Source organism: Roseomonas gilardii (genome assembly GCF_001941945.1).
In the GTDB taxonomy this organism is placed as follows: Bacteria; Pseudomonadota; Alphaproteobacteria; order Acetobacterales; family Acetobacteraceae; genus Roseomonas.
In genome coordinates, this window is sequence record NZ_CP015583.1 from 1,407,654 (window position 1) to 1,426,465 (window position 18,812).

Annotated in this window: 21 protein-coding genes; 6 read left to right on the forward strand and 15 right to left on the reverse strand. The window is 71.7% G+C overall.

Going from position 1 to position 18,812, the window contains the following annotated elements; all coding sequences use genetic code 11:
• Window positions 1–126: 126 nt before the first annotated feature.
• The 5 genes from RGI145_RS06280 to RGI145_RS06300 form a co-directional block, all read right to left on the reverse strand.
• Window positions 127–1,104: a zinc-dependent alcohol dehydrogenase gene (locus tag RGI145_RS06280; RefSeq protein ID WP_075797691.1), complete on the reverse strand. Its 978-nt coding sequence runs from the start codon at window positions 1,102–1,104 to the stop codon at window positions 127–129.
• Window positions 1,101–1,883 carry a RibD family protein gene (locus RGI145_RS06285; RefSeq protein WP_237183225.1) on the reverse strand — a complete coding sequence of 261 codons (783 nt, stop codon included), beginning with the start codon at window positions 1,881–1,883 and terminating at the stop codon, window positions 1,101–1,103. The genes RGI145_RS06280 and RGI145_RS06285 overlap by 4 nt, the downstream gene beginning before the upstream one ends.
• Window positions 1,884–2,000: 117 nt before the next feature.
• Window positions 2,001–2,408 (reverse strand): hypothetical protein, encoded by a 408-nt coding sequence (locus tag RGI145_RS06290; RefSeq protein ID WP_027279827.1) that lies wholly within the window; start codon window positions 2,406–2,408, stop codon window positions 2,001–2,003.
• The gene (locus RGI145_RS06295; RefSeq protein ID WP_075797692.1) at window positions 2,405–2,737 is read right to left on the reverse strand and encodes a rod-binding protein; all 333 of its coding nucleotides are present in this window, start codon (window positions 2,735–2,737) and stop codon (window positions 2,405–2,407) included. The genes RGI145_RS06290 and RGI145_RS06295 overlap by 4 nt, the downstream gene beginning before the upstream one ends.
• Window positions 2,737–3,864 carry a flagellar basal body P-ring protein FlgI gene (locus tag RGI145_RS06300; protein WP_075797693.1) on the reverse strand — a complete coding sequence of 376 codons (1,128 nt, stop codon included), beginning with the start codon at window positions 3,862–3,864 and terminating at the stop codon, window positions 2,737–2,739. The genes RGI145_RS06295 and RGI145_RS06300 overlap by 1 nt, the downstream gene beginning before the upstream one ends.
• A gap of 151 nt (window positions 3,865–4,015) precedes the next feature.
• Between RGI145_RS06300 and RGI145_RS25410 the strand changes: the two genes are divergently transcribed.
• From RGI145_RS25410 to fusA, 3 genes are all read left to right on the forward strand, one after another.
• Window positions 4,016–4,432 (forward strand): flagellar assembly protein FliX, encoded by a 417-nt coding sequence (locus tag RGI145_RS25410; protein ID WP_075797694.1) that lies wholly within the window; start codon window positions 4,016–4,018, stop codon window positions 4,430–4,432.
• A 125-nt stretch (window positions 4,433–4,557) separates the two neighbouring features.
• Window positions 4,558–4,974: an RNA polymerase-binding protein DksA gene (gene dksA, locus RGI145_RS06310; RefSeq protein WP_037224686.1), complete on the forward strand. Its 417-nt coding sequence runs from the start codon at window positions 4,558–4,560 to the stop codon at window positions 4,972–4,974.
• A gap of 240 nt (window positions 4,975–5,214) precedes the next feature.
• Window positions 5,215–7,341 carry an elongation factor G gene (gene fusA / locus RGI145_RS06315; protein WP_390889853.1) on the forward strand — a complete coding sequence of 709 codons (2,127 nt, stop codon included), beginning with the start codon at window positions 5,215–5,217 and terminating at the stop codon, window positions 7,339–7,341.
• A gap of 674 nt (window positions 7,342–8,015) precedes the next feature.
• Here fusA and RGI145_RS06320 read toward each other — a convergent pair.
• From RGI145_RS06320 to queG, 6 genes are all read right to left on the reverse strand, one after another.
• Entirely contained in the window at window positions 8,016–8,918 is a 903-nt protein-coding gene (locus RGI145_RS06320) for an energy transducer TonB (protein ID WP_075797695.1), read from the reverse strand.
• Window positions 8,919–8,922: 4 nt separating this feature from the next.
• Window positions 8,923–9,372: an ExbD/TolR family protein gene (locus tag RGI145_RS06325; RefSeq protein WP_075797696.1), complete on the reverse strand. Its 450-nt coding sequence runs from the start codon at window positions 9,370–9,372 to the stop codon at window positions 8,923–8,925.
• 11 nt (window positions 9,373–9,383) lie between these two features.
• On the reverse strand, window positions 9,384–10,109 hold the full coding sequence (locus RGI145_RS06330) for a MotA/TolQ/ExbB proton channel family protein (protein ID WP_075797697.1): 726 nt from the start codon (window positions 10,107–10,109) through the stop codon (window positions 9,384–9,386).
• 79 nt (window positions 10,110–10,188) lie between these two features.
• Window positions 10,189–10,647, reverse strand: coding sequence for a Tat pathway signal protein (locus RGI145_RS06335; protein ID WP_237183226.1), 459 nt, complete (start codon window positions 10,645–10,647; stop codon window positions 10,189–10,191).
• 339 nt (window positions 10,648–10,986) lie between these two features.
• On the reverse strand, window positions 10,987–11,706 hold the full coding sequence (gene queC / locus RGI145_RS06340) for a 7-cyano-7-deazaguanine synthase QueC (RefSeq protein WP_075797699.1): 720 nt from the start codon (window positions 11,704–11,706) through the stop codon (window positions 10,987–10,989).
• Window positions 11,703–12,809 (reverse strand): tRNA epoxyqueuosine(34) reductase QueG, encoded by a 1,107-nt coding sequence (gene queG, locus RGI145_RS06345; protein WP_237183227.1) that lies wholly within the window; start codon window positions 12,807–12,809, stop codon window positions 11,703–11,705. The genes queC and queG overlap by 4 nt, the downstream gene beginning before the upstream one ends.
• 104 nt (window positions 12,810–12,913) lie before the next feature.
• Here queG and RGI145_RS06350 point away from each other — a divergent pair, with 104 nt between their 5' ends.
• Both RGI145_RS06350 and RGI145_RS06355 read left to right on the forward strand, forming a co-directional pair.
• Complete coding sequence (locus RGI145_RS06350; RefSeq protein ID WP_075797700.1) at window positions 12,914–13,681, forward strand: SDR family NAD(P)-dependent oxidoreductase; 768 nt, start codon at window positions 12,914–12,916, stop codon at window positions 13,679–13,681.
• Between the two features lie 43 nt (window positions 13,682–13,724).
• Window positions 13,725–14,189, forward strand: a complete 465-nt coding sequence (locus RGI145_RS06355; protein WP_075797701.1) for a c-type cytochrome — start codon at window positions 13,725–13,727, stop codon at window positions 14,187–14,189.
• 27 nt (window positions 14,190–14,216) lie between these two features.
• On the opposite strand, the gene RGI145_RS06360 is transcribed toward RGI145_RS06355, so the two are convergent.
• Window positions 14,217–15,302: a malate/lactate/ureidoglycolate dehydrogenase gene (locus RGI145_RS06360; RefSeq protein WP_075797702.1), complete on the reverse strand. Its 1,086-nt coding sequence runs from the start codon at window positions 15,300–15,302 to the stop codon at window positions 14,217–14,219.
• Window positions 15,303–15,577: 275 nt separating this feature from the next.
• On the opposite strand from RGI145_RS06360, the gene RGI145_RS06365 reads away from it, so the two are divergent.
• Window positions 15,578–15,796, forward strand: coding sequence for a DUF3126 family protein (locus tag RGI145_RS06365; protein WP_019459592.1), 219 nt, complete (start codon window positions 15,578–15,580; stop codon window positions 15,794–15,796).
• A gap of 64 nt (window positions 15,797–15,860) precedes the next feature.
• Here RGI145_RS06365 and queF read toward each other — a convergent pair whose 3' ends face one another.
• The 3 genes from queF to queA all read right to left on the reverse strand — a co-directional run bounded on the left by queF (window position 15,861) and on the right by queA (window position 18,741).
• Complete coding sequence (gene queF / locus RGI145_RS06370; RefSeq protein ID WP_051417676.1) at window positions 15,861–16,295, reverse strand: preQ(1) synthase; 435 nt, start codon at window positions 16,293–16,295, stop codon at window positions 15,861–15,863.
• Window positions 16,296–16,393: 98 nt separating this feature from the next.
• Window positions 16,394–17,635 carry a tRNA guanosine(34) transglycosylase Tgt gene (gene tgt, locus RGI145_RS06375; RefSeq protein WP_237183276.1) on the reverse strand — a complete coding sequence of 414 codons (1,242 nt, stop codon included), beginning with the start codon at window positions 17,633–17,635 and terminating at the stop codon, window positions 16,394–16,396.
• A 47-nt stretch (window positions 17,636–17,682) separates the two neighbouring features.
• Window positions 17,683–18,741 carry a tRNA preQ1(34) S-adenosylmethionine ribosyltransferase-isomerase QueA gene (gene queA, locus RGI145_RS06380; RefSeq protein WP_075797704.1) on the reverse strand — a complete coding sequence of 353 codons (1,059 nt, stop codon included), beginning with the start codon at window positions 18,739–18,741 and terminating at the stop codon, window positions 17,683–17,685.
• Between the last annotated feature and the right edge of the window lie 71 nt (window positions 18,742–18,812).

The window sequence follows — 18,812 nt, forward strand, 5'->3', positions numbered from 1 at the left end:
GGCCGGGGTGTGCGGACAGAATTAAGGCGTGGCGCGCCGGACGGAAGAGCAGGGCGGCAGGACTTCCGCGCCGGCACCATGCCCGGCCGCGAAGTCACGGCGCCTGCCGGCTCCATACCCGAAGACTCAATAGACGACGACCGGGCAGAGCGGCGCATCCTGGCCGGGCGGCGTTTCGAGCAGGCCCGGCAGCGCCTGCGGCAATTCGGCGAAAGGCAGCACCGGGCCGCAGAGCGCATCCAGCGCGGGATCGTCCAGCAGCGCCAGTGCCAGCGCCAGCCGCTCCGCGTGCGTGCGACGCCCGCGCATGGCGGGCGAGACCTGGCCGACCTGGGTGGAGAACAGGCGCAAGCGGCGCGCGTGGAAGGCCTCGCCGAGCGGCAGGGCGATCTCCGCATCGCCGAACCAGGAGGCCTCCAGGATGCGCGCTTCCATCGTCGCGCAGCGGAGCGCGAGGCGCAGCCCCTCCGCGCTGGCGCTGGCATGGATGATCAGTTCCCGCTCCGCCGGCGCTTCCTCCGGCCCGGCGAAGCGCAGGCCGAGCCCTTCCGCCACCGTGCGGCGCGCGGGATCGCGGTCGAGGATATGGAGATCAATGCCGGGGATGCGCGACATCAGGAAGGCGGCGAGCAGCCCGACCACGCCCGCGCCGATCACCAGCGCGCGCTCGCCCATCAGCGGCGCGGCATCCCAGAGGATATTGAGCGCCGTCTCCATGTTCGCGGCCAGCACGGCGCGGCGATCGGGGATGCGGTCGGGCACGGGGATGCACATCGCGGCCGGCGCCACGAAACGGTCCTGGTGCGGATGCAGGCAGAAGACGCGGCGCCCAAGCAGCCGCTCCGGCCCGGACTCCACCACGCCCACCGCCGCGTAGCCGTATTTCACCGGGAAGGGGAAGGCACCGCCCATCAGCGGCGCGGCCATGACGCCCCACTGGCTTTCCGGCACGCGGCCGGCGAGAACGAGGCGCTCCGTGCCGCGCGACACCCCGCTGGCGAGGCTGCGCACCAGCGCCTCCTCCGGGCCGGGCGCGGGCAGGATCTCGCGCCGCAGCTCGGCCCGGCCGGGCGCGACGCTCCAGAGCGCCGTCGCCTCCGTCACGCCGTGGCTTCCCGGCAGATGCCCGGCCTGGCCTGGTCCAGAGGGATGTCGAAGAGCACGTCGTCGCCCAGCGAATGCACCGTCCAGGCGAAACGCAGCCCCTCGGCGATGCGCGCGACCTCCGGCAGCACGAAGGCCGGGCGGCCGGAACCCAGGATGACCGGCGCCACGGTCAGGTGCAGCCGGTCCAGCAGGCCCGCCGCCAGGAAGCGGGAGACGGTGATGCCGCCGCCCTCCACGAAGACGCGGCGCAGCCCCCGTGCGAAGAGCGCCCGCATCAGGGCGGGCAGGAAGCCGTCGCGCGGCAGGCGCAGGATCTCGGCGCTGCCGTGATGCGTGCCGCCATCGCCCGGCGCGTCCTCGGCGCAGGCCAGGAGGGTGCGCGGCGGGCCGGCGAAGACCTTGTGGCCGGTGCCCAGCCGCCGTTCCGTGTCGATCACCACGCGCACCGGGTCGGGGCCGTCCACCTCCCGCGTCGTGAGCCGCGGGTCGTCGGCCGCGACCGTGCCGGCGCCGACCACCACGGCATCGAAGAGCGCGCGCAGCCGGTGCGTGTGCAGGATGTCGCCCCGACCGCCGATCCAGTGGCTGGCGCCACAGGCGGTGGCGATGCGCCCGTCCAGCGTCTGGGCGAGGCGGCCGAGCACGAGGCAGCGTCCATCCCCGTCCCCGGCGGGGCGCAGCAGCGGCATGAAGAGGCGCGCGAGCGCATGGTCCGGCGGTGGCGGCCCGCCGCGCGCCGCGCGCATCAGCATGGCCCAGGCGTCGTCATCTCCCATGCCTTCGGCTATGCCGCAGGCCGGAACGGGGCGCCATCCCGGGCGCGGCATTCCCCTGGCGGCTCGCGCGATTGTTCGGCGCGGCCGTCCCACCCCCGCGGGGCCGGGGAAGAGCGCTCAGGCGCGGGTGCCGATGCTCAGGAAGGGCACCGGGCGCAGCGGCGCGCGGCGGCCGCCGGTGGTGTAGGTGACCGGCTGCGCATAGGGCAGGGCGGCGCCCGCGATGGTCTCGATCACCTTGGCCTGCAGGGCGATGGCGCGTTCCAGCAGGCGGCGGTTCTCGTCCGAGAGGTCCTTCAGCCGCAGGGAAAGCTGTTCGGTTTCCTCGCGCTGTGTCTCGTCGGCGATCCGCGCACCCGTCCGGTGCACGGCGACATGCGCGGCGGAGAAGGCCTCGGAGGCGCGGATCTTGGCATCCGCGAGCTTCGCGGCGCGCAGCAGGTCGAGCCGCGCCAGGGCCTCGTTCTCCTCGGCCAGGGCCTCGGCGAGGCGGTGGCCGGCGGTGATCAGCGACTGCATCATCATGCGGGGGATTCTCCACCGTCAGGGATTGAGGAAGGGTTCGCGGCGCCCGTCCCGGCACCTGATCCTTGCGCGCGCAGCATCTCCTGCATCACCGAGGCGGCGAGACCGATGCCGCCCTGGCGGCTCCAGGCCTCGGCATAGGCGTCCACCAGCATCGGCCGCCATTGCCCTTCCGCCGCGCCGCCGCCAAAGGTGCCGGCGCTGACGGTGGCGAAGGCGGGCTGCAGCAGCGCGCCCAGGGCCTGGGCCTCGAACTTCCGCGCGGCCTCGCGCACCGCCTCCAGGCGGGGCGGCTGGCCGGAGACCGTGGAGGGCAGGGTGGGGCCCATCAGCGCACCTCCAGCTCGGCCTGCAAGGCACCCGCCGCCTTGATGGATTGCAGGATGGTGATCATGTCGCGCGGCCCGACGCCCAGGGCGTTCAGCCCGTTCACCAGCTCCTGCAGCGTGACGGAGCGCGGCAGGATGCCGAGGCGGCGGCCGTTCTGGTCGTCCACCTCGATGCCGGTGCGCGGCACCACCGTGGTCTGGCCGTTGGAAAGCGGCGCGGGCTGGCTCACCTGCGGCGTCTCGGTGATCCGGATGGTCAGGTTGCCCTGGGCGATGGCGACGGTGGAGATTCGCACATCGGCGCCCATGACGATGGTGCCGGAGGCCTCCTCGATCACCACCTTGGCCGACTGGTCGGGCACGACGCGGAGCTGTTCGATCTCCCCGAGCAGGCCGGCCACGTCCATGCCGCGCGTCATCATCACCACGGTGCGCGGGTCGGTGGCGGTGGCGAGGCCGGGGAAGCGCGCGTTGATCGCTCCCGCGATCCGGCGCGCCGTGGTCATGTCCGGGTTCCGCAGGCCGAGGCGGACGCGGTCGTGCCCGGCCAGCTCGAAGGGGATCTCGCGCTCCACCACCGCGCCGCTGGCGATGCGCCCGGCGGTGGGCACGCCCCGCTGCACCGAGGCGGCCTGCCCCTTGGCACCGATCGCGCCCGTGGCGAGCGCGCCCTGGGAGACGGCATAGACCTCCCCATCCGCGCCCAGCAGCGGCGTCACGAGCAGCGTGCCGCCGGTGAGGTTGGAGGCATCGCCCAGGGCCGAGACCGCCACGTCGATACGCGAGCCGGGCCGCGCGAAGGCGGGCAGGTTCGCCGTGACCATCACCGCGGCGACATTCTTGGTGTCGAGCTGCTTCTCGTTGTCGCGGGTGTTGACGCCCAGGCGTTCCAGCATCCCGACCAGGGACTGGCGGGTGAAGACGGCGGAGCGGAGCTTGTCGCCCGTGCCGGGCAGGCCGACCACCAGCCCGTAGCCGACGAGCTGGTTGTCACGGACCCCCTCCACATCGGCGATGTCCTTGATCCGCACCTGGGCCATGGCCTGGGGGGCCAGCAAGGGCAGGAGGACGAGGGCGCAACCCAGCAGCAGCGCGGGCAGCGCCTTGATGAATCCACATCCGGCCATGTTTGCCGTTCGGAAACCGGTTCGGGGGAGGATAGGGCGCATCACGCCACGGCACAGCGCAACCGCCGTGCCAGGCATGGAGCGGGGCGAGGGCGGCAGAAGCTGCCGCCGTCCCGGCCAGAACAGCAGTCCGGCGGCAAAAGGAGCCCAGATGATCCAGCGTGTCAGCGAAACACGACCCGGCCTTCCCCTCGGCGGACCGCGCCGCGCCGCCGGGCGGGGCGGAGGCTTCCGGCTGGCGGAGGGCGGCGAGGCCCATGCCGCGGCGGCGGACGGCGCCGTGCCGGTCCTGGCCGCCGGGCTGCTGGCGATCCAGGAGGGCGGGGAGCGCGACGGGGAATGCGACCGGCGGGCGGCCCGGCGGGGGGAGGCGATGCTGGAGGAGCTGGCGGGCTTCCAGGCCGACCTCCTGCGCGGCCGGGCGGACCCCGAGCGGTTGCGGCGGCTGGCCGGGTTGTCGGAGGGCGAGACGCCATCCGATTCCCGTCTCGCGGAGGCCCTGGAGGCCATTTCCCTGCGCGCGAAGGTTGAATTGGCCCGATTGGAGGTTCGCGGGCGTGGCGTTTGAGCCACCCTGTCTCTGAAACATCTCAACTGCCCTCTTGGCTTGGCAGCCATGCGCCTTGTATGAGGCTCACGGTTTCGTGGACCGGGAATGCCGCCGGGGCTCACGAAGACTGAGGGATGTACGTGATGCTGGTGACCCTACCGCCGGATTATCGTCCGACCGAATCCGAGCCTTTCATGAACCCTCAGCAGCTGCAGTATTTCCGGCAGAAGCTGCTGCGCTGGCGTCAGGACCTGTTGCGGGAGGCCGGGGAGACCCTGAGTTCCATGGGGCAGGGGGGCATCATCGAGGCCGACCTGACCGACCGGGCCAGTGTCGAGACCGATCGCGCCCTGGAGTTGCGGACCCGGGACCGCGCCCGCAAGCTGATCAGCAAGATCGACATGGCGCTGGAGCGGATCGAGAACGGCACCTATGGCTATTGCGAGGAGACCGGCGAGCCGATCGGCCTGAAGCGCCTGGAGGCCCGCCCGATCGCCACCCTGTCCATCGAGGCGCAGGAGCGCCACGAGCGCATGGAGCGCGTCCACCGGGACGACTGACCGGCGCGAAGGGGCCTCCGGGCATCGTTTCCACTGCCGGAGTGCCGCCGCAGGGGCCGAGGATGCTTGCAATTCCGGTTCCGACAGCGCAAATGTGCCACCGCGATAGCGGGGGTCCGGCATCCCCCGGGTTCATCCCCGGGTCCACCCTCCCGGGGGCACCCCGGGACGGACCAGAACCCTTGAGTGAGAACCAGTCTGGCGGGCGAGGCGGCGAGGAGCCGCCCCGGTCCCGCCGCAATGCTTACCCGCGCGGCAGGCGCCGCGAGCTTTTGGAGGCCCACCGTGGCGCGTACCCCGCTCGACAAGATCCGGAACATCGGGATCACGGCGCATATCGACGCCGGCAAGACCACCACGACCGAGCGCATCCTCTACTACACCGGCAAGTCCCATAAGATCGGTGAGGTGCACGACGGCAACACCACGACCGACTACATGGAGCAGGAGCGGGAGCGTGGCATCACGATCACCTCCGCCGCCGTGACGGCCGTGTGGCACGACTACCGCATCAACGTCATCGACACCCCGGGCCACATCGACTTCAACATCGAGGTGAACCGCTCGCTGCGCGTGCTCGACGGCGCGGTGTTCATCATCGAGGGCGTGGCCGGCGTGCAGCCGCAGTCCGAGACCAACTGGCGCCTGGCCGACCGCTACAACGTCCCGCGCATCATCTTCATCAACAAGCTGGACCGCACGGGCGCCGACTTCTACCGCGCCGCGGACACGCTGACCGAGAAGCTGGGCATCAACTGGGTCGCCCTGCAGCTGCCGATCGGCATCGAGGAGAACCTCAGGGGCGTCGTCGACCTGGTCGAGATGAAGGCCCTGATCTGGGAAGGCGACGAGCTGGGCGCCAAGTACCATGAGGCCCCGATCCCCGACGACCTCAAGGAGAAGGCGGACGAGTACCGCCAGAAGCTGCTCGACGCCGTGCTCGGCATGGATGACGCGGCCATGGAGCAGTACTTCGAGACGGGCGACGTGGACGTCGCGACCCTGAAGGCCTGCATCAAGAAGGGCACGATCGCCGGCGAGTTCCGCCCGGTCTTCTGCGGCTCCGCCTTCAAGAACAAGGGCGTGCAGCCGCTGCTGGACGGCGTGGTGGACTACCTGCCGAGCCCGGTGGACATCGAGGGCATCAAGGTCGCCCCCGAGGAGGGCGAGGACGAGGACGCCGAGCGCCGCGTGATCCCCGCGGACGAGAACGCGCCTTTCGCCGGCCTGGCGTTCAAGATCATCAACGACAAGTACGGCAACCTGACCTTCGTCCGCGTCTATCGCGGCGTGCTGCGCTCCGGTGACCAGGTCCTGAACACGACCAAGGGCAACAAGGAGCGCGTCGGCCGCATGTTCCAGATGCATGCCGACAAGCGCGAGGAGATCAAGGAGGTCTTCGCCGGCGACATCGCGGCCTTCGTGGGCCTGAAGGACACCGGCACGGGCGACACCCTGGCCTCCGCCGACGACCCGGTGGTGCTGGAGCGCATGGCCTTCCCGGTGCCCGTGATCGACATCTCCGTCGAGCCGAAGACCAAGGAAGGCATCGAGAAGATGACCCTTGGCCTGCAGAAGCTGGCGGGCGAGGATCCTTCCCTGCGGCTGAAGACCGACCAGGAGACCGGCCAGACCATCCTGTCCGGGATGGGCGAGCTGCACCTGGAGATCATCATCGACCGCCTCCGCCGCGAATACGGCGTGGACGCCAATATCGGCGCCCCGCAGGTCGCGTACCGCGAGACGATCACCAAGGCGCACACCGAGACCTATACCCATAAGAAGCAGTCGGGTGGCTCGGGCCAGTTCGCCGAGGTGAAGATCATGTTCGAGCCGAAGGAGCGGAACACGGGCATCGAGTTCGTGAACGCCGTGGTCGGCGGCACGGTGCCGAAGGAGTACATCCCGGCGGTCGACAAGGGCATCAAGGTCCAGGCCGACACCGGCGTGCTCGCCGGCTTCCCGACGGTGGACTTCAAGTTCACCCTGCTGGACGGCAAGTACCACGACGTCGACTCCTCCGCCCTGGCGTTCGAGATCGCCGGCAAGGCCTGCTTCCGCGAAGGCATGAAGAAGGCCGGCCCGGTGATCCTGGAGCCGATCATGGACGTGGAGGTCACCACCCCGCAGGACCATGTCGGTGACGTGGTGGGTGACCTGAACCGCCGCCGTGGCGTGATCCAGTCGCAGGACATGGCCGGCACCTCGGTCATCGTCCGGGCGCATGTCCCGCTGAAGGAGATGTTCGGCTATATCTCCAACCTGCGTGGCATGACCAAGGGGCGCGCGTCCTTCTCGATGCAGTTCCACCACTACGATCCGGTGCCGCGCAACGTGGCCGAAGAGATCATGAAGGCCAGCGCCTGATTTCTCAGGCGTGAAGGTCCGGTTCCCGCCTTGGCGGGGGCCGGCCGGGCTGTGACGAAAAACCCCCTGCCAGCGATGGCAGGGGGTTTTTCTTTGCGTGGTGTCCCGCTTCGACAAGGGGTGGCTGCGGTGCCCGGCGATGCACCCGCAGCCTCGGTGGAAAGGTTCCGCCCCTCCCGCCACCGGGTCGTTTTAGGGCTTTAGCATTTTAGCATTTTAGCATTTTAGCATTTTAGGATTTTAGCCCTTTATTCGCCCAGGCAGATAAAGGACCTCGACCCATGAGGCGGGCAGGGGGTCGAACTCCATTTCCAAGGACGGATGGCGCCGAAGCGAGAATTGAGCGAGGCGGTATCTTGATTATATTCCTATAGCGGGCGGCTGGTGAGGAAGCAAGGGGCGTCGAGGGGGCCCCGATCCATGCGGCAGGACGTGTGGCCTCAGGGGAAAGGCGCAGCCTTCGCCCCGGTACTTCCATCCGCTGGTCGGGTCGGTGGGGCGGCGGTGATCGGCGGCGCCAGCTTCCCGGGTTCAGGGCACGCAGTGTCCTGACGGTGAGGGGGCTCCGAGGCGAGAGGCAGGGCCTCTCCCCCGGGGGCTGGCCACGGAGTGCGATGCCGGAGCCTCGCATGCCCATGGGTCAGCCTGTTCCACCGTTCGTATGAGGCCCGGCGTCAGCGCCGCGCGACGTTGAAGTTGATCGGCACCGCGGCGCTGAAGGTGTCGTCGCTGAACTCCTCCGGCACCGGCGGCAGGGAGGCGCGCTGCAGGGTTTCCACGGCCGCCTCGTCGAGGAGTTCGCTGCCGCTGCTGCGGGACACCCGGGCCGAGATCAGCGTCCCGTCCCGCCGCATGGCGAAGGTCACGATCACGACGCCCTGGATGCCGCGCATCTCGGCCTCGCGCGGATAGCGCTTGGCGCGGTTGATCGCGGCCGAGAGCCGGCTGGTCCAGTTCGGCGGCGGGCCGGCCGTGGCCATGCGCGGGCGCGACGGGGCGGCCGGCGCGGCGGTGGCGGCCGGGGGCGCGTACTCGCGGGCCGCCGGTGCCTCGGTGACGGCAGGGCGCGGCGGGGCAGGCCTCGGCGGGGTGGGGCGCGGCGGCGTCGGGCGGGGCGGCGTGGGACGCGGCGGCGGGGGCGGTGCCGGCGGCGGCGGCTCGGGCAGGGGCTCCAGCGCGGGTTCCGGATCGGGCGGGGGCGCTTCGGCGACCTGCACCGGCTCCGGCTTCACCGGCTCGGTCACGGGCGGCGGCTCGGCCGTCTGCACGGGCGGCGGCTCGGCCGTCTGCACGGGCGGGGGCTCGGCGGCCTGCACGGGCGGCGGCGGCTCCGCCTCGGCCGGCGGGGGCGGTTCGGCGGGCTTGACGGTCTCGGCGGGCGGCGCCGCCGCGGCGGCCTCCGTGGCCTCTGCCGGGTTGTCCGGCGTTTCCTCGGGGGCCATCACCGCCAGCTCGACCGGCATCTCCACCTCGGCGGCCGGGGGTGGGGGCTCGGGGATCAGGAACAGCGGCACGGCCACCGCCGCATGCAGCACCAGGGAAGTCCCCCAGCCGAGGACCTGCGCGCGCGTTGCCATGGCGTCAGCGCGCCTGGACGGGGGGCGTGCCCGGCTCCGCCTCGGCGATCAGCGAGACGCGGGAGATGCCGGCGGCGGTGATGCGGCCCATCACCCGCAGGACCACGCCATAGGGGGTGTCGCGGTCGCCGCGCACATAGACGGGGGTATCGGGGTCGTCCCCCTGGGCTTCCTTGATGCGGGTGCCGACCTCGGCCTCCGGCACCTCGTCCTGCTTGATGAAGGTGCGGCCCTCGTGGTTCACGGTCAGCACCACGGGCGGCTTGGGCGCGGCGACGCGGGCGGCGGAGGTCTTGGGCAGGTTCACGGGAACGCCCACCACCATCATCGGGGCGGCCACCATGAAGATGATCAGCAGCACGAGCATCACGTCCACCAGGGGCGTGACGTTCATCTCGGCGAGTGGGCGCGCGTCGTCCTCGTCGCCGCCGAGATCGGGTCCGGCAAAGGCCATGGTGGAATGCCTTACTCCGCCGCGGCGCGCAGGCGGGTGTTGGCGCGGCGCGACAGGTTGGCGGCCAGGTCCCCGGCGGCGGCCGCGCCTTCCTGGCGGATGCGGGCGATGGCGACGTTGAAGCGGTTATAGGCCATGACCGCCGGGATGGCGGCGAAGAGGCCGATCGCCGTGGCGAAGAGCGCCTCGGCGATGCCCGGCGCCACGACGGCCAGCGAGGTGTCGTTGCTGGCGGCGATGCCCTGGAAGCTGTTCATGATGCCCCAGACCGTGCCGAACAGGCCGACGAAGGGGGCGACGGAGCCGGTGGTGGCCAGGATCGGCAGGCCCGGCTCGGCGCGGCGCAGCGCCTTGGTCAGCATCCCGCGCATGGAGCGTTCCATGCGGTCGCGGAACTCGGCGCGGCTCTCATCCTCCTCGCGCCCTTCGCGCCATTCGCGCAGCCCGGCCTGGAGGGTCTCGCCCGCCAGCCCGTCCTGCTGCACCGGAGCGCCGGTCGGCAGGCCGTCATGCACGATGCGGGCGAAGTTGCGGACCTGGCGGCGCAGGCGGCCCAGGGTGATGGTCTTCTCGACCATGATCGCCCAGCAGGCGATCGAGGCCAGGATCAGCAGCAGCATCACCACCTTCACCACGATATCGGCCTGCAGGAACAGGCCCAGCATGGTCAGGTCGTGGGGCGGGGGAACCGGCACGGCGGGGAGGGCGGTGGCGGGAAGGGCGGCGTCCGGATTCATGGGGGTCAGACCCTCGGGCTCGGGGTTGCGTTGGCCAGGGCCTTGGCGAGCGGCGCTGCGCTCGGATCGGCCGTCTGCGTCACTTGTCGAAGCTCACGCCCTGCACGCGCGACGAGGTCGCGATCCGTGGCAGGCAGGCGCTGCGCCCTTCCGGCTCCGGTCCGCAGGCAAGGAGGTCGTTCAGCAGCACGCCGGTGATGCCCTCGCAGGGCAGGCCGGACAGGTCGAAGATCCGGGCCAGCGTCTTGCTGGCGGGCAGGGGGCCGACATCCAGCGCCAGGCGGCGGGCGATCACCCCGTCCTTGCCGAAGAGGATCAGGTCCAGCCGCAGCGGGTCGATCGCGGTGTCGCCGGGGTTGCGCATCAGCAACCAGGCGCGGCAGCCGGGGGGCTGCAGGTCCGGCTTCGGTTCCAGCCGGTTCAGCTCCAGGGTGATGGGCTTGGCGGCATCCTGCTGCGCCGCGGCCGGCAGGGCCAGGGCGGTCGCGGCGGTCAGGGAGAGGACGGCGGTGAGAAGGCGGGACGCAACCGCCCTCACGCCGCTTCCGCGCCGCGGCGCAGCAGGAAAGGCGGAGAGGCTTTTCGCGGTGGCGCGGCCGGACCGGAGGAGGCTGTTCCGGGTTTGGGGCTGCGGCATGCGGATCTCCGGTGAAAGACGACGCACAAGGGTGCGGCGCCACCGCCCCGATGCCGGGGAAGCCCGGCCGGGGAAGGATGATGGCACCGCAGCAATGTCGGGCTGTCTTTCGCTCCTGGCGTTCTGTTTAGCAAGTGAGAATTGCTTGCAAATACCCTGTCGCAGTCCTGTCCCCCGGAGACGGCATGGCCTCCGGATGCGCGAACCGGTGGCCAGGGTCCGCCCAGGGCGGGTGCCGCGTCAGTCCACCGGCTGCGCGACGAAGCCCGCCCAGCCCCGCGCCCGCAGCTCACAGGCGGGACAGGTGCCGCAGCCATAGCCCCAGGGATGGCGGTGCGTGCGATCGCCCAGATAGCAGGTGTGGCTGTCCTCCAGGATCATCTCCACGAGTTCCTGCCCGCCCAGGTCGCGGGCGAGGCGCCACGTGGCGGGCTTGTCGCGCCACATCAGCGGGGTGTGGAGGACGAAGCGGCGTTCCATGCCGAGGTTGATGGCGACCTGCAGCGCCTTGAGCGTGTCGTCGCGGCAATCGGGGTAGCCGGAATAATCCGTCTCGCACATGCCGCCGACGAGGTGGCGCAGCCCCCGGCGATAGGCGAGGGCGGCGGCGAAGGTGACGAAGAGGAGGTTGCGGCCGGGGACGAAGGTGTTGGGCAGCCCGTCCTCGCGCATCCGGATCGCGATCTCCGCCGTCATGGCGGTGTCGGAGACCTGTGACAGCGCCTCCAGCGGCAGCGTGTGGTCGGGGCCGAGCTTCGCCGCCCAGTGCGGAAAGCGTTCCGCGAGGAGGCGGCGGAAGGTGTCGCGGCATTCCAGCTCCACCCGGTGGCGCTGGCCGTAGTCGAAGCCCAGCGTTTCCACATGGGCGAAGCGGTCCAGCGCCCAGGCGAGGCAGGTGGCGCTGTCCTGGCCGCCGCTGAACAGGACCAGGGCGCCGTCCCCGGAAAGATTGTCGGTCATGGGGTGATGTTCTCCAGGCGGGACACGGCCCAGGCGGCGGCCTCCGCCACCACGGGGTCGGGATCTCCGGCGAGGCGGCGTGCTTCGGGCAGCAGCGCGGGATCGGCCGAATTGCCGATGGCGTAGAGCACGTTGCGGACGAAGCGGTCGCGGCCGATGCGCTTGATGGGGGAGCCCGAGAAGTGGGCGCGGAAGGTGGCGTCGTCCAGTGCGGCCAGTTCCGCCAAGCGCGGGGCGGCGAGGTCTTCCCGCCCGATCAGGGCCGGCTCGGTGGCGGTGTGGGCGAACTTGTTCCAGGGGCAGGCGGCGAGGCAGTCGTCGCAGCCATAGATGCGGTTGCCGAGGCGCGGGCGCAGCGCCTCGGGAACCGGTCCCTTGTGCTCGATGGTGAGGTAGGAGACGCAGCGGCGGGCATCGAGCCGGTAGGGGCCGAGGAAGGCACCGGTCGGGCAGGCGTCGAGGCAGCGGCGGCACTGGCCGCAATGGTCCGTCTCCGCCGCATCGGGCGCGAGGTCGAGCGTGGTGTACACCTCGCCCAGGAAGAGCCAGGAGCCGTGCTGGCGGGACACGAGGTTGCTGTGCTTGCCCTGCCAGCCGATCCCGGCCTGCTGGGCGAGGGGCTTCTCCGCCACCGGGGCGGTGTCCACGAAGACCTTCAGCTCCATGGCGGCCTCGCCGCCGGCGAAGCGGGCCATCATCCAGCGGGCCAGGGCCTTCAGCCGCTTCTTCACCACGTCGTGGTAGTCGCGGTGGCGGGCATAGACGCTGATCGTGCCGCGATCGGGGCGGGACAGGCTGGCGAGCGGGTCGTCCTCCGGCCCGTAGTTCATGCCGAGGCTGATCACCGAGACGGCTTCGGGCCAGAGAGCCCGAGGATGGCTGCGCTGCTCGGCGCGTTCGGCCATCCAGCCCATCTCCCCATGCATCCCGGCCCCCAGGAAGGCGGCGAGGCGCTCGCGCACCTCGGGCCCGAGGTGCGCGCGGGCGAAGCCCACCGCGTCGAAGCCCAGCCGCAGGGCCTCGTCCCGGATGGCGTCGCGGGCGGCGTCCGGCGGGCAGGCGGGGGCCGTGCCGGGGCGGGATGTGGCGAGGGTGGCGGACATGGTTCCGGCCCTATCTGTCGCCCCTGGCACCGCGCTGCAAGGATGGACGCGGCCTGGCGGGGGAGTCATGCCGGGTGGTGGTGACTGAAAGGGAGTCCGGGGCGATGGAACAGGAATTCGCGGGGCGGCGCGTGGTGGTGATGGGCGGCAGCCGGGGCATCGGGCGTTCCACGGCGCTGCTCTTCGCGGCGCGCGGGGCGGCGGTGTCGATCTGCGCGCGCGGCGCCGGGACGCTGGAGGACACGCGGCGGGAGATCGCGGCGCTCGGGGGCCTGGCCCATGCCGGGGTGGCGGACCTGTCGCGGGAGGCCGACATCGCCCGCTTCATCCCCGAGGCGGCGGCGGCGCTGGGGGGGATCGACGTGCTGGTGAACAACGCCTCGGGCTTCGGCATGTCGGATGACGAGGCGGGCTGGGCGGCCTCGCTGAATGTCGACGTGATGGCGGTGGTGCGGGCCAGCCACGCGGCACTGCCCTTCCTGGAGGCCTCGCCCCGGGAGGGGGGCGGCGGCAGCATCGTCAACATCGCCTCGATCTCGGCGATGCGGGCCTCGGCGCGCTCGGCGCCCTATGGGGCGGTGAAGGCGGCGGTGATCCACTACACCGGCAGCCAGGGGAAGATGCTGGCACGGCGGGGCATCCGGGCCAACTGCGTGGCGCCGGGCTCCATCGAGTTCCCGGGCGGAAGCTGGGAGCAGCGCCGGCTGGCGGGGGAGAAGCTCTATGCCGACACCCTGGCCACGATCCCCTTCGGGCGGCTGGGCAGGCCGGAGGAGGTGGCCGAGGTAGTCGCCTTCCTGGCCTCGCCGCGCGCGAGCTGGGTCACCGGCCAGTGCATCGTGGTGGATGGTGGCCAGCTCGTCGGCCCCTGAGAACGGGGACCGAGGCCATGGCCGGGATGGGAGCGACGCCGGCATGACACGCTCGCGCGTCCTGCTGCTGCTCTGGCTGGCCGCCGCCCTACTCGGCGCGGGCGCGATGGCGCTGCTGACTCCCGGCGATCCGGGGGAGGCGCCACCGCCTGCCCGGCTTGGCGACGCCCCTGGCCAGCCGTTGGAGGCGCTGCTGGCCGGGGCCGACCCGGCGGCGGGGGCGCGCCTCTTCGGCCGCTGTGCCGCCTGCCACACCATCGGCGCGGGCGGGGCGGACCTGAACGGGCCGAACCTGCATGGGGTGATGGGGGCGCCCGTGGCGGGCAACCGGCCGCGCTACGGCTATACCCAGGCGCTGCGGCAGGTGGGCGGGGTGTGGACCCCCGCGCGGATGGACGCGTGGCTGCGCGACCCGCAGGGCTTCGCGCCGGGGAACCGGATGGTGTTCCCCGGCCTGAAGGATGCCCGGGAGCGGGCGGATCTGATCGCCTATCTCGGTGGGCGATAGGGGAGGGATCCGGCCGCCCCGGACTCCTCAGCCTTCGGCGCGCACGCCCACCGTGGCGGCGGCGGCCACGATGCCCGCCCAGCTCGTCTCGTCGATGGGGATGCCCTCGGCGAGGCGCTGCGCCATGGTCCGGCGCTCCGGTTCGCCGGCCACCAGAACCTCCTCGCCCGGCTGCGGCGGGGAGGCCTTCACATGCGCGATGCAGGCGGCGACCTCGCGCTGGAACGCCGCCACGTCACCCAGGCGGGCGGGGTCGAAGACGAAGCTGAGCATGTTGTTGACGATGCCGCGCCGGGGGCTGTCGTCGCCGGTGTTGGGGCCGCCGCCGCTCAGGCCGCCGGCCAGCACCTCGCACATCAGGGACAGGCCGAAGCCCTTGTGTCCGCCGAAGGGCAGCAGGCAGCCATGGGCGCCCTGGCCATCCGCATTGCCGGCACCCTTGTCCTGCGTGCCGTAGAGGGCGTTGGGGTCGTCGGTCGGCCGGCCCTGGGCATCCAGCAGCACCGGGGCGGGCAGCGTCTTGCCGGCGTTGCGGGCGACGCGGACCTTGCCCATGGCGATGGCGCTGGTGGCGAAGTCGAGCACCAGGGGCGGCTGGCCTTCGCCGCAGGGCACGGCGATGCAGAAGGGGTTGGTCTGCAGCCGCCCGTCGCTGCCGTTGTGGGGCGCGACGAAATAGCTGGGGCCGAGCCGCACATTGGCGAAGTGGATCGAGATCAGCCCGGCGGCGGCGGCCATCTCGCCGAAGGCGCCGATGCGGGCGAGGTGGTGGGAGTCGCGGACCGCCGCCACGGCGATGCCGGTGGTGCGCACGCGGTCGATGGCCCAGCGCATCACCTCCCGCCCGATCACCTGGCCGAAGGCGTCGCGTGCATCCACCACCGCGAAGGGGCCGTCGTCGCGCAGGAAGCGGGGCGGGGTGTTGGGCACCAGATGTCCGTCCCGGCAGTCCTGGAGATAGTCCGGGATCAGCCCGACGCCATGGCTGTCATGGCCCTTGAGATTGGCCTCGACCAGGTCGCCGGCGACGGTCGCGGCTTCCTCCGGCGTGCTGCCGGCGGCCTGGAAGATGCTGGCGGTGAGGGATTGCAGGCGGTCGCGGGCGATCAGCATGGCAGGTTCTCGCTCCCTTGGTGCGGGTTCTTGGGCTCTGTTCCTGCCCGGGAGCCTGGACGCGGCGGCGCGGGCGCACAAGCCGCGCGGGCCGCATGGCGGCCACCGGCCAGGGGAGCTGGGCGGCGAGAAAGAGAGGCTCGGCAAGGGGACACACGCGAAACAAAACGGTCCCGGACGGAATCCATTGCCCGTTTGGGCATTCCATGTGCGGGCCGAAGGGACTATCTGCCCCCGGTCCAGACGTCTTTTCTTCAAGTCACGGTGATTGTTTCATGACCCCTGCCGAGATCGCCCAGGTCCAGGCCCATCTGCGCAAGCAGTTCAACAACCAGCAGATCGTGGTGGCCGCGCCCAAGCGGCGCGGCGGCAGCGTGGAGCTGCGTATCGGCGACGAGTTCATCGGCACCATCCACCGCGATGCCGAGGATGGCGAGGTCTCCTACGCCATCCAGATGGTGGTGCTGGCCGAGGACCTGAACCAGATCGACTGATGCGGCTGGCGGCCGGCCCTATGGCCGGCCCTGGCGCTGGCCCCCGGCCGTGGAGCCGCCCCGTTCAGCCGCGGCCGCGATAGCCCGGCACGTCCTGCGGCGGAATCCAGACCCCCTCCGGCGCGGCGCCGGTCTGCCAGAACACGTCGATCGGGATGCCGCCGCGCGGATACCAGTAGCCGCCGATGCGCAGCCAGTGCGGCTTCAGCTCCCGCACCAGCCGGTCGCCGATCTCCACCGTGCAGGCCTCGTGGAAGGCGCCGTGGTTGCGGAAGGAGGTCAGGTAGAGCTTGAGCGACTTGCTTTCCACCAGCCAGCCATCGGGCACGTAGTCGATCACCAGATGCGCGAAATCCGGCTGCCCCGTGATGGGGCAGAGCGAGGTGAATTCCGGCGCGGTGAAGCGGACGCAGTAGCGCTTGTCCGGATGCGGGTTCGGCACGCGCTCCAGCCGCGCCTCCTCCGGCGAGGCGGGCTGGGCGGTGTGCTGGCCGAGCATGGTCAGCCCCGCCAGCGGACTGCCCGGCGGCAGGTCCGCCGCGCTCTCATGGCCGGGGGTGGGGCGGCCGGTGGTGCCGGAAGACGTGTCGTTGTCGCTCATGGGGCTGCACTCTTTGCGGGGCTGGTCTCGCCCCGGGATTCCTCGTTCACGCCGGATATGGGCACGTCGCCCGCCGGATCGGCCCCAGGGTCGGCCCCAGGGTCCGCCTGGGGGACGGCCGAAGCGCGGCCGGCGGAGGGGCGTGACGCCTGGCCCGTGGGGGCGGCGGCGGTCTCCGCGGCACCCTCGGCCCAGCCGGCCTCGATGCGCGCGGCCTCGTCCTCGAAGCGGCCCGCCAGGATGGCCCCGCGCAGGCGCGCCATCAGCACCTGGTAGTAGCGGATGTTGTGCCAGGTCAGCAGCATCGGGCCGAGCATCTCCTCGGCCTTGAAGAGATGGTTCAGATAGGCGCGGCTGTGCCGCGTGCAGGCCGGGCAGTCGCATTCCGGGTCGAGCGGGCGCGTATCCTCGGCGAATTTCGCGTTCCGCAGGTTCATCACGCCGCGCGAGGTATAGGCCCGCGCGGTGCGGCCGGAGCGCGTCGGGATCACGCAGTCGAACATGTCGATGCCGCGCCGGACGGCGCCGATGATGTCGGAGGGCGTGCCGACGCCCATCAGGTAGCGCGGCTTGTCCCGGGGCAGCAGCGGCGTGGTGACGTCGAGGGTGGAGAACATCATCTCCTGCCCCTCGCCGACCGCGAGGCCGCCGACCGCATAGCCCTCGAAGCCGATCCCCGTCAGCGCCCGCACGCTCTCGGCGCGCAGCCCGGCATAGGTGCTGCCCTGCACGATGCCGAAGAGGCCGTAGCCGGGGCGCGGCACGAAGGCCTCGCGGCAGCGGGCGGCCCAGAGCATGGACTGGCGCATGGAGCGCGCGGCCTCCTCCTCCGTGGCGGGGAAGGGGGTGCATTCGTCCAGGCACATGGTGACGTCGGCATCCAGCAGGTTCTGGATCTCGATGGAACGCTCGGGCGTCAGCCGGTGCTTCGAGCCGTCGATATGCGAGTGGAAGGTGACGCCATCGGCATCCATCTTCCGCAGCTTGCTCAGCGACATGACCTGGAAGCCGCCGGAATCCGTCAGGATCGGGCCGGACCAGTCCACCATCCGGTGCAGCCCGCCGAGGCGGCCGACGCGCTCGGCGCCGGGGCGCAGCATCAGGTGATAGGTGTTGCCCAGGATCATGCGGGCGCCGGTGGCGCGCACCGCATCGGCGGTCATCGCCTTCACCGTGCCGGCGGTGCCCACGGGCATGAAGACCGGCGTCGGCACCTCGCCATGCGCGGTGTGCAGCATGCCCGCGCGGGCGCCGCCATCGGTGGTCGAGAGCGTGAAGGACAGGGTCACGGGGCGGAATCCTCCCGCCGCAGCAGCGAGGCATCGCCATAGGAATAGAAGCGATAGCCGGATGCGATGGCGTGGTCATAGGCCGCACGCACGCGCGCCGTGCCCGCATAGGCGCAGGCCAGCATGAACAGCGTGCTCTTCGGCAGGTGGAAGTTGGTCAGCAGCAGCGGCGCCGAGCGGAAGCGGTGGCCGGGCAGCAGGAAGAGCTCGGTGAGGCCTCGGAAGGGGGCGATCGTGCCGTCCTCCCGCGCGGCGCTTTCCAGCAGGCGCAGCGCCGTGGTGCCGACCGCGACGACGCGGCGGGCGGCGTTGATGCGCGCGGCGGCCTCCGGCGTGATCTCGCCCCATTCGGCATGCAGCCGGTGTTCGCGCGGGTCGTCGCCGCGCACGGGCAGGAAGGTGCCGGCGCCGACATGCAGCGTCACCGTGGCCCGCCCGATGCCGCGCGCCTCCAGCGCCTCCAGCAGCCGCGGGGTGAAGTGCAGCGAGGCGGTGGGCGCGGCGACGGCGCCGGGACGGTCGGCGAAGACGGTCTGGTAGTCCGCGCGATCCGCCGCCACCGGGCCGCCGGGGCGCTGGATATAGGGCGGCAGCGGCACCTCGCCGGCACGTTCCAGCGCGGCGAGCAGAGCGGCCTCGTCGGGGCCGAAATCCACCAGCACAGCCCCGCCCTCCTGCCGCTCCACCACGCGGGGGGCGAGCTCCGGGGCGCCGCCGATGGCCAGCACGTCGCCGGGGCGCAGGCGGCGGGCGTTGCGGGCCAGGGCATGCCAGACGCCGCCGCCCTCGGCGCGGTTCAGCAGCAACTCGATCGCGGCCTCGCCGCGCCGGGCATGCAGGCGGGCCGGAATGACGCGGGTGTCATTGACCACCAGCAGGTCGCCCGGCTCCAGCAGCCCAGGCAGGTCGGAGACATGGCGGTCGGCGAGGCCGTCCGGGCGCACGTCCAGCAGGCGCGCGCTGTCGCGCGGCTGGGCGGGGGATTGGGCGATGGAGGCTTCGGGGAGGGTGAAGTCGAAATCCACCGTCCGGAGGGGCGGAAGGGAATGGGACACGCTACGGACTCGCTGGCAGGCGGCGGCCCCTAGACCGGGTGGGCACGCCTGTCCAGTCTCGCCGCCCCGTC

Bases quoted from the DNA above. Each gene is read 5' to 3' on its own strand.
- RGI145_RS06285 (WP_237183225.1), bottom strand. From the start codon at position 1,883: ATGGGAGATGACGACGCCTGGGCCATGCTGATGCGCGCGGCGCGCGGC.
- RGI145_RS06290 (WP_027279827.1), bottom strand. From the start codon at position 2,408: ATGATGATGCAGTCGCTGATCACCGCCGGCCACCGCCTCGCCGAGGCC.
- RGI145_RS06295 (WP_075797692.1), bottom strand. From the start codon at position 2,737: ATGGGCCCCACCCTGCCCTCCACGGTCTCCGGCCAGCCGCCCCGCCTG.
- RGI145_RS06300 (WP_075797693.1), bottom strand. From the start codon at position 3,864: ATGGCCGGATGTGGATTCATCAAGGCGCTGCCCGCGCTGCTGCTGGGT.
- RGI145_RS25410 (WP_075797694.1), top strand. From the start codon at position 4,016: ATGATCCAGCGTGTCAGCGAAACACGACCCGGCCTTCCCCTCGGCGGA.
- dksA (WP_037224686.1), top strand. From the start codon at position 4,558: ATGCTGGTGACCCTACCGCCGGATTATCGTCCGACCGAATCCGAGCCT.
- fusA (WP_390889853.1), top strand. From the start codon at position 5,215: ATGCTTACCCGCGCGGCAGGCGCCGCGAGCTTTTGGAGGCCCACCGTG.
- RGI145_RS06320 (WP_075797695.1), bottom strand. From the start codon at position 8,918: ATGGCAACGCGCGCGCAGGTCCTCGGCTGGGGGACTTCCCTGGTGCTG.
- RGI145_RS06325 (WP_075797696.1), bottom strand. From the start codon at position 9,372: ATGGCCTTTGCCGGACCCGATCTCGGCGGCGACGAGGACGACGCGCGC.
- RGI145_RS06330 (WP_075797697.1), bottom strand. From the start codon at position 10,109: ATGAATCCGGACGCCGCCCTTCCCGCCACCGCCCTCCCCGCCGTGCCG.
- queC (WP_075797699.1), bottom strand. From the start codon at position 11,706: ATGACCGACAATCTTTCCGGGGACGGCGCCCTGGTCCTGTTCAGCGGC.
- queG (WP_237183227.1), bottom strand. From the start codon at position 12,809: ATGTCCGCCACCCTCGCCACATCCCGCCCCGGCACGGCCCCCGCCTGC.
- RGI145_RS06350 (WP_075797700.1), top strand. From the start codon at position 12,914: ATGGAACAGGAATTCGCGGGGCGGCGCGTGGTGGTGATGGGCGGCAGC.
- RGI145_RS06355 (WP_075797701.1), top strand. From the start codon at position 13,725: ATGACACGCTCGCGCGTCCTGCTGCTGCTCTGGCTGGCCGCCGCCCTA.
- RGI145_RS06360 (WP_075797702.1), bottom strand. From the start codon at position 15,302: ATGCTGATCGCCCGCGACCGCCTGCAATCCCTCACCGCCAGCATCTTC.
- RGI145_RS06365 (WP_019459592.1), top strand. From the start codon at position 15,578: ATGACCCCTGCCGAGATCGCCCAGGTCCAGGCCCATCTGCGCAAGCAG.
- queF (WP_051417676.1), bottom strand. From the start codon at position 16,295: ATGCTCGGCCAGCACACCGCCCAGCCCGCCTCGCCGGAGGAGGCGCGG.
- tgt (WP_237183276.1), bottom strand. From the start codon at position 17,635: ATGCTGCACACCGCGCATGGCGAGGTGCCGACGCCGGTCTTCATGCCC.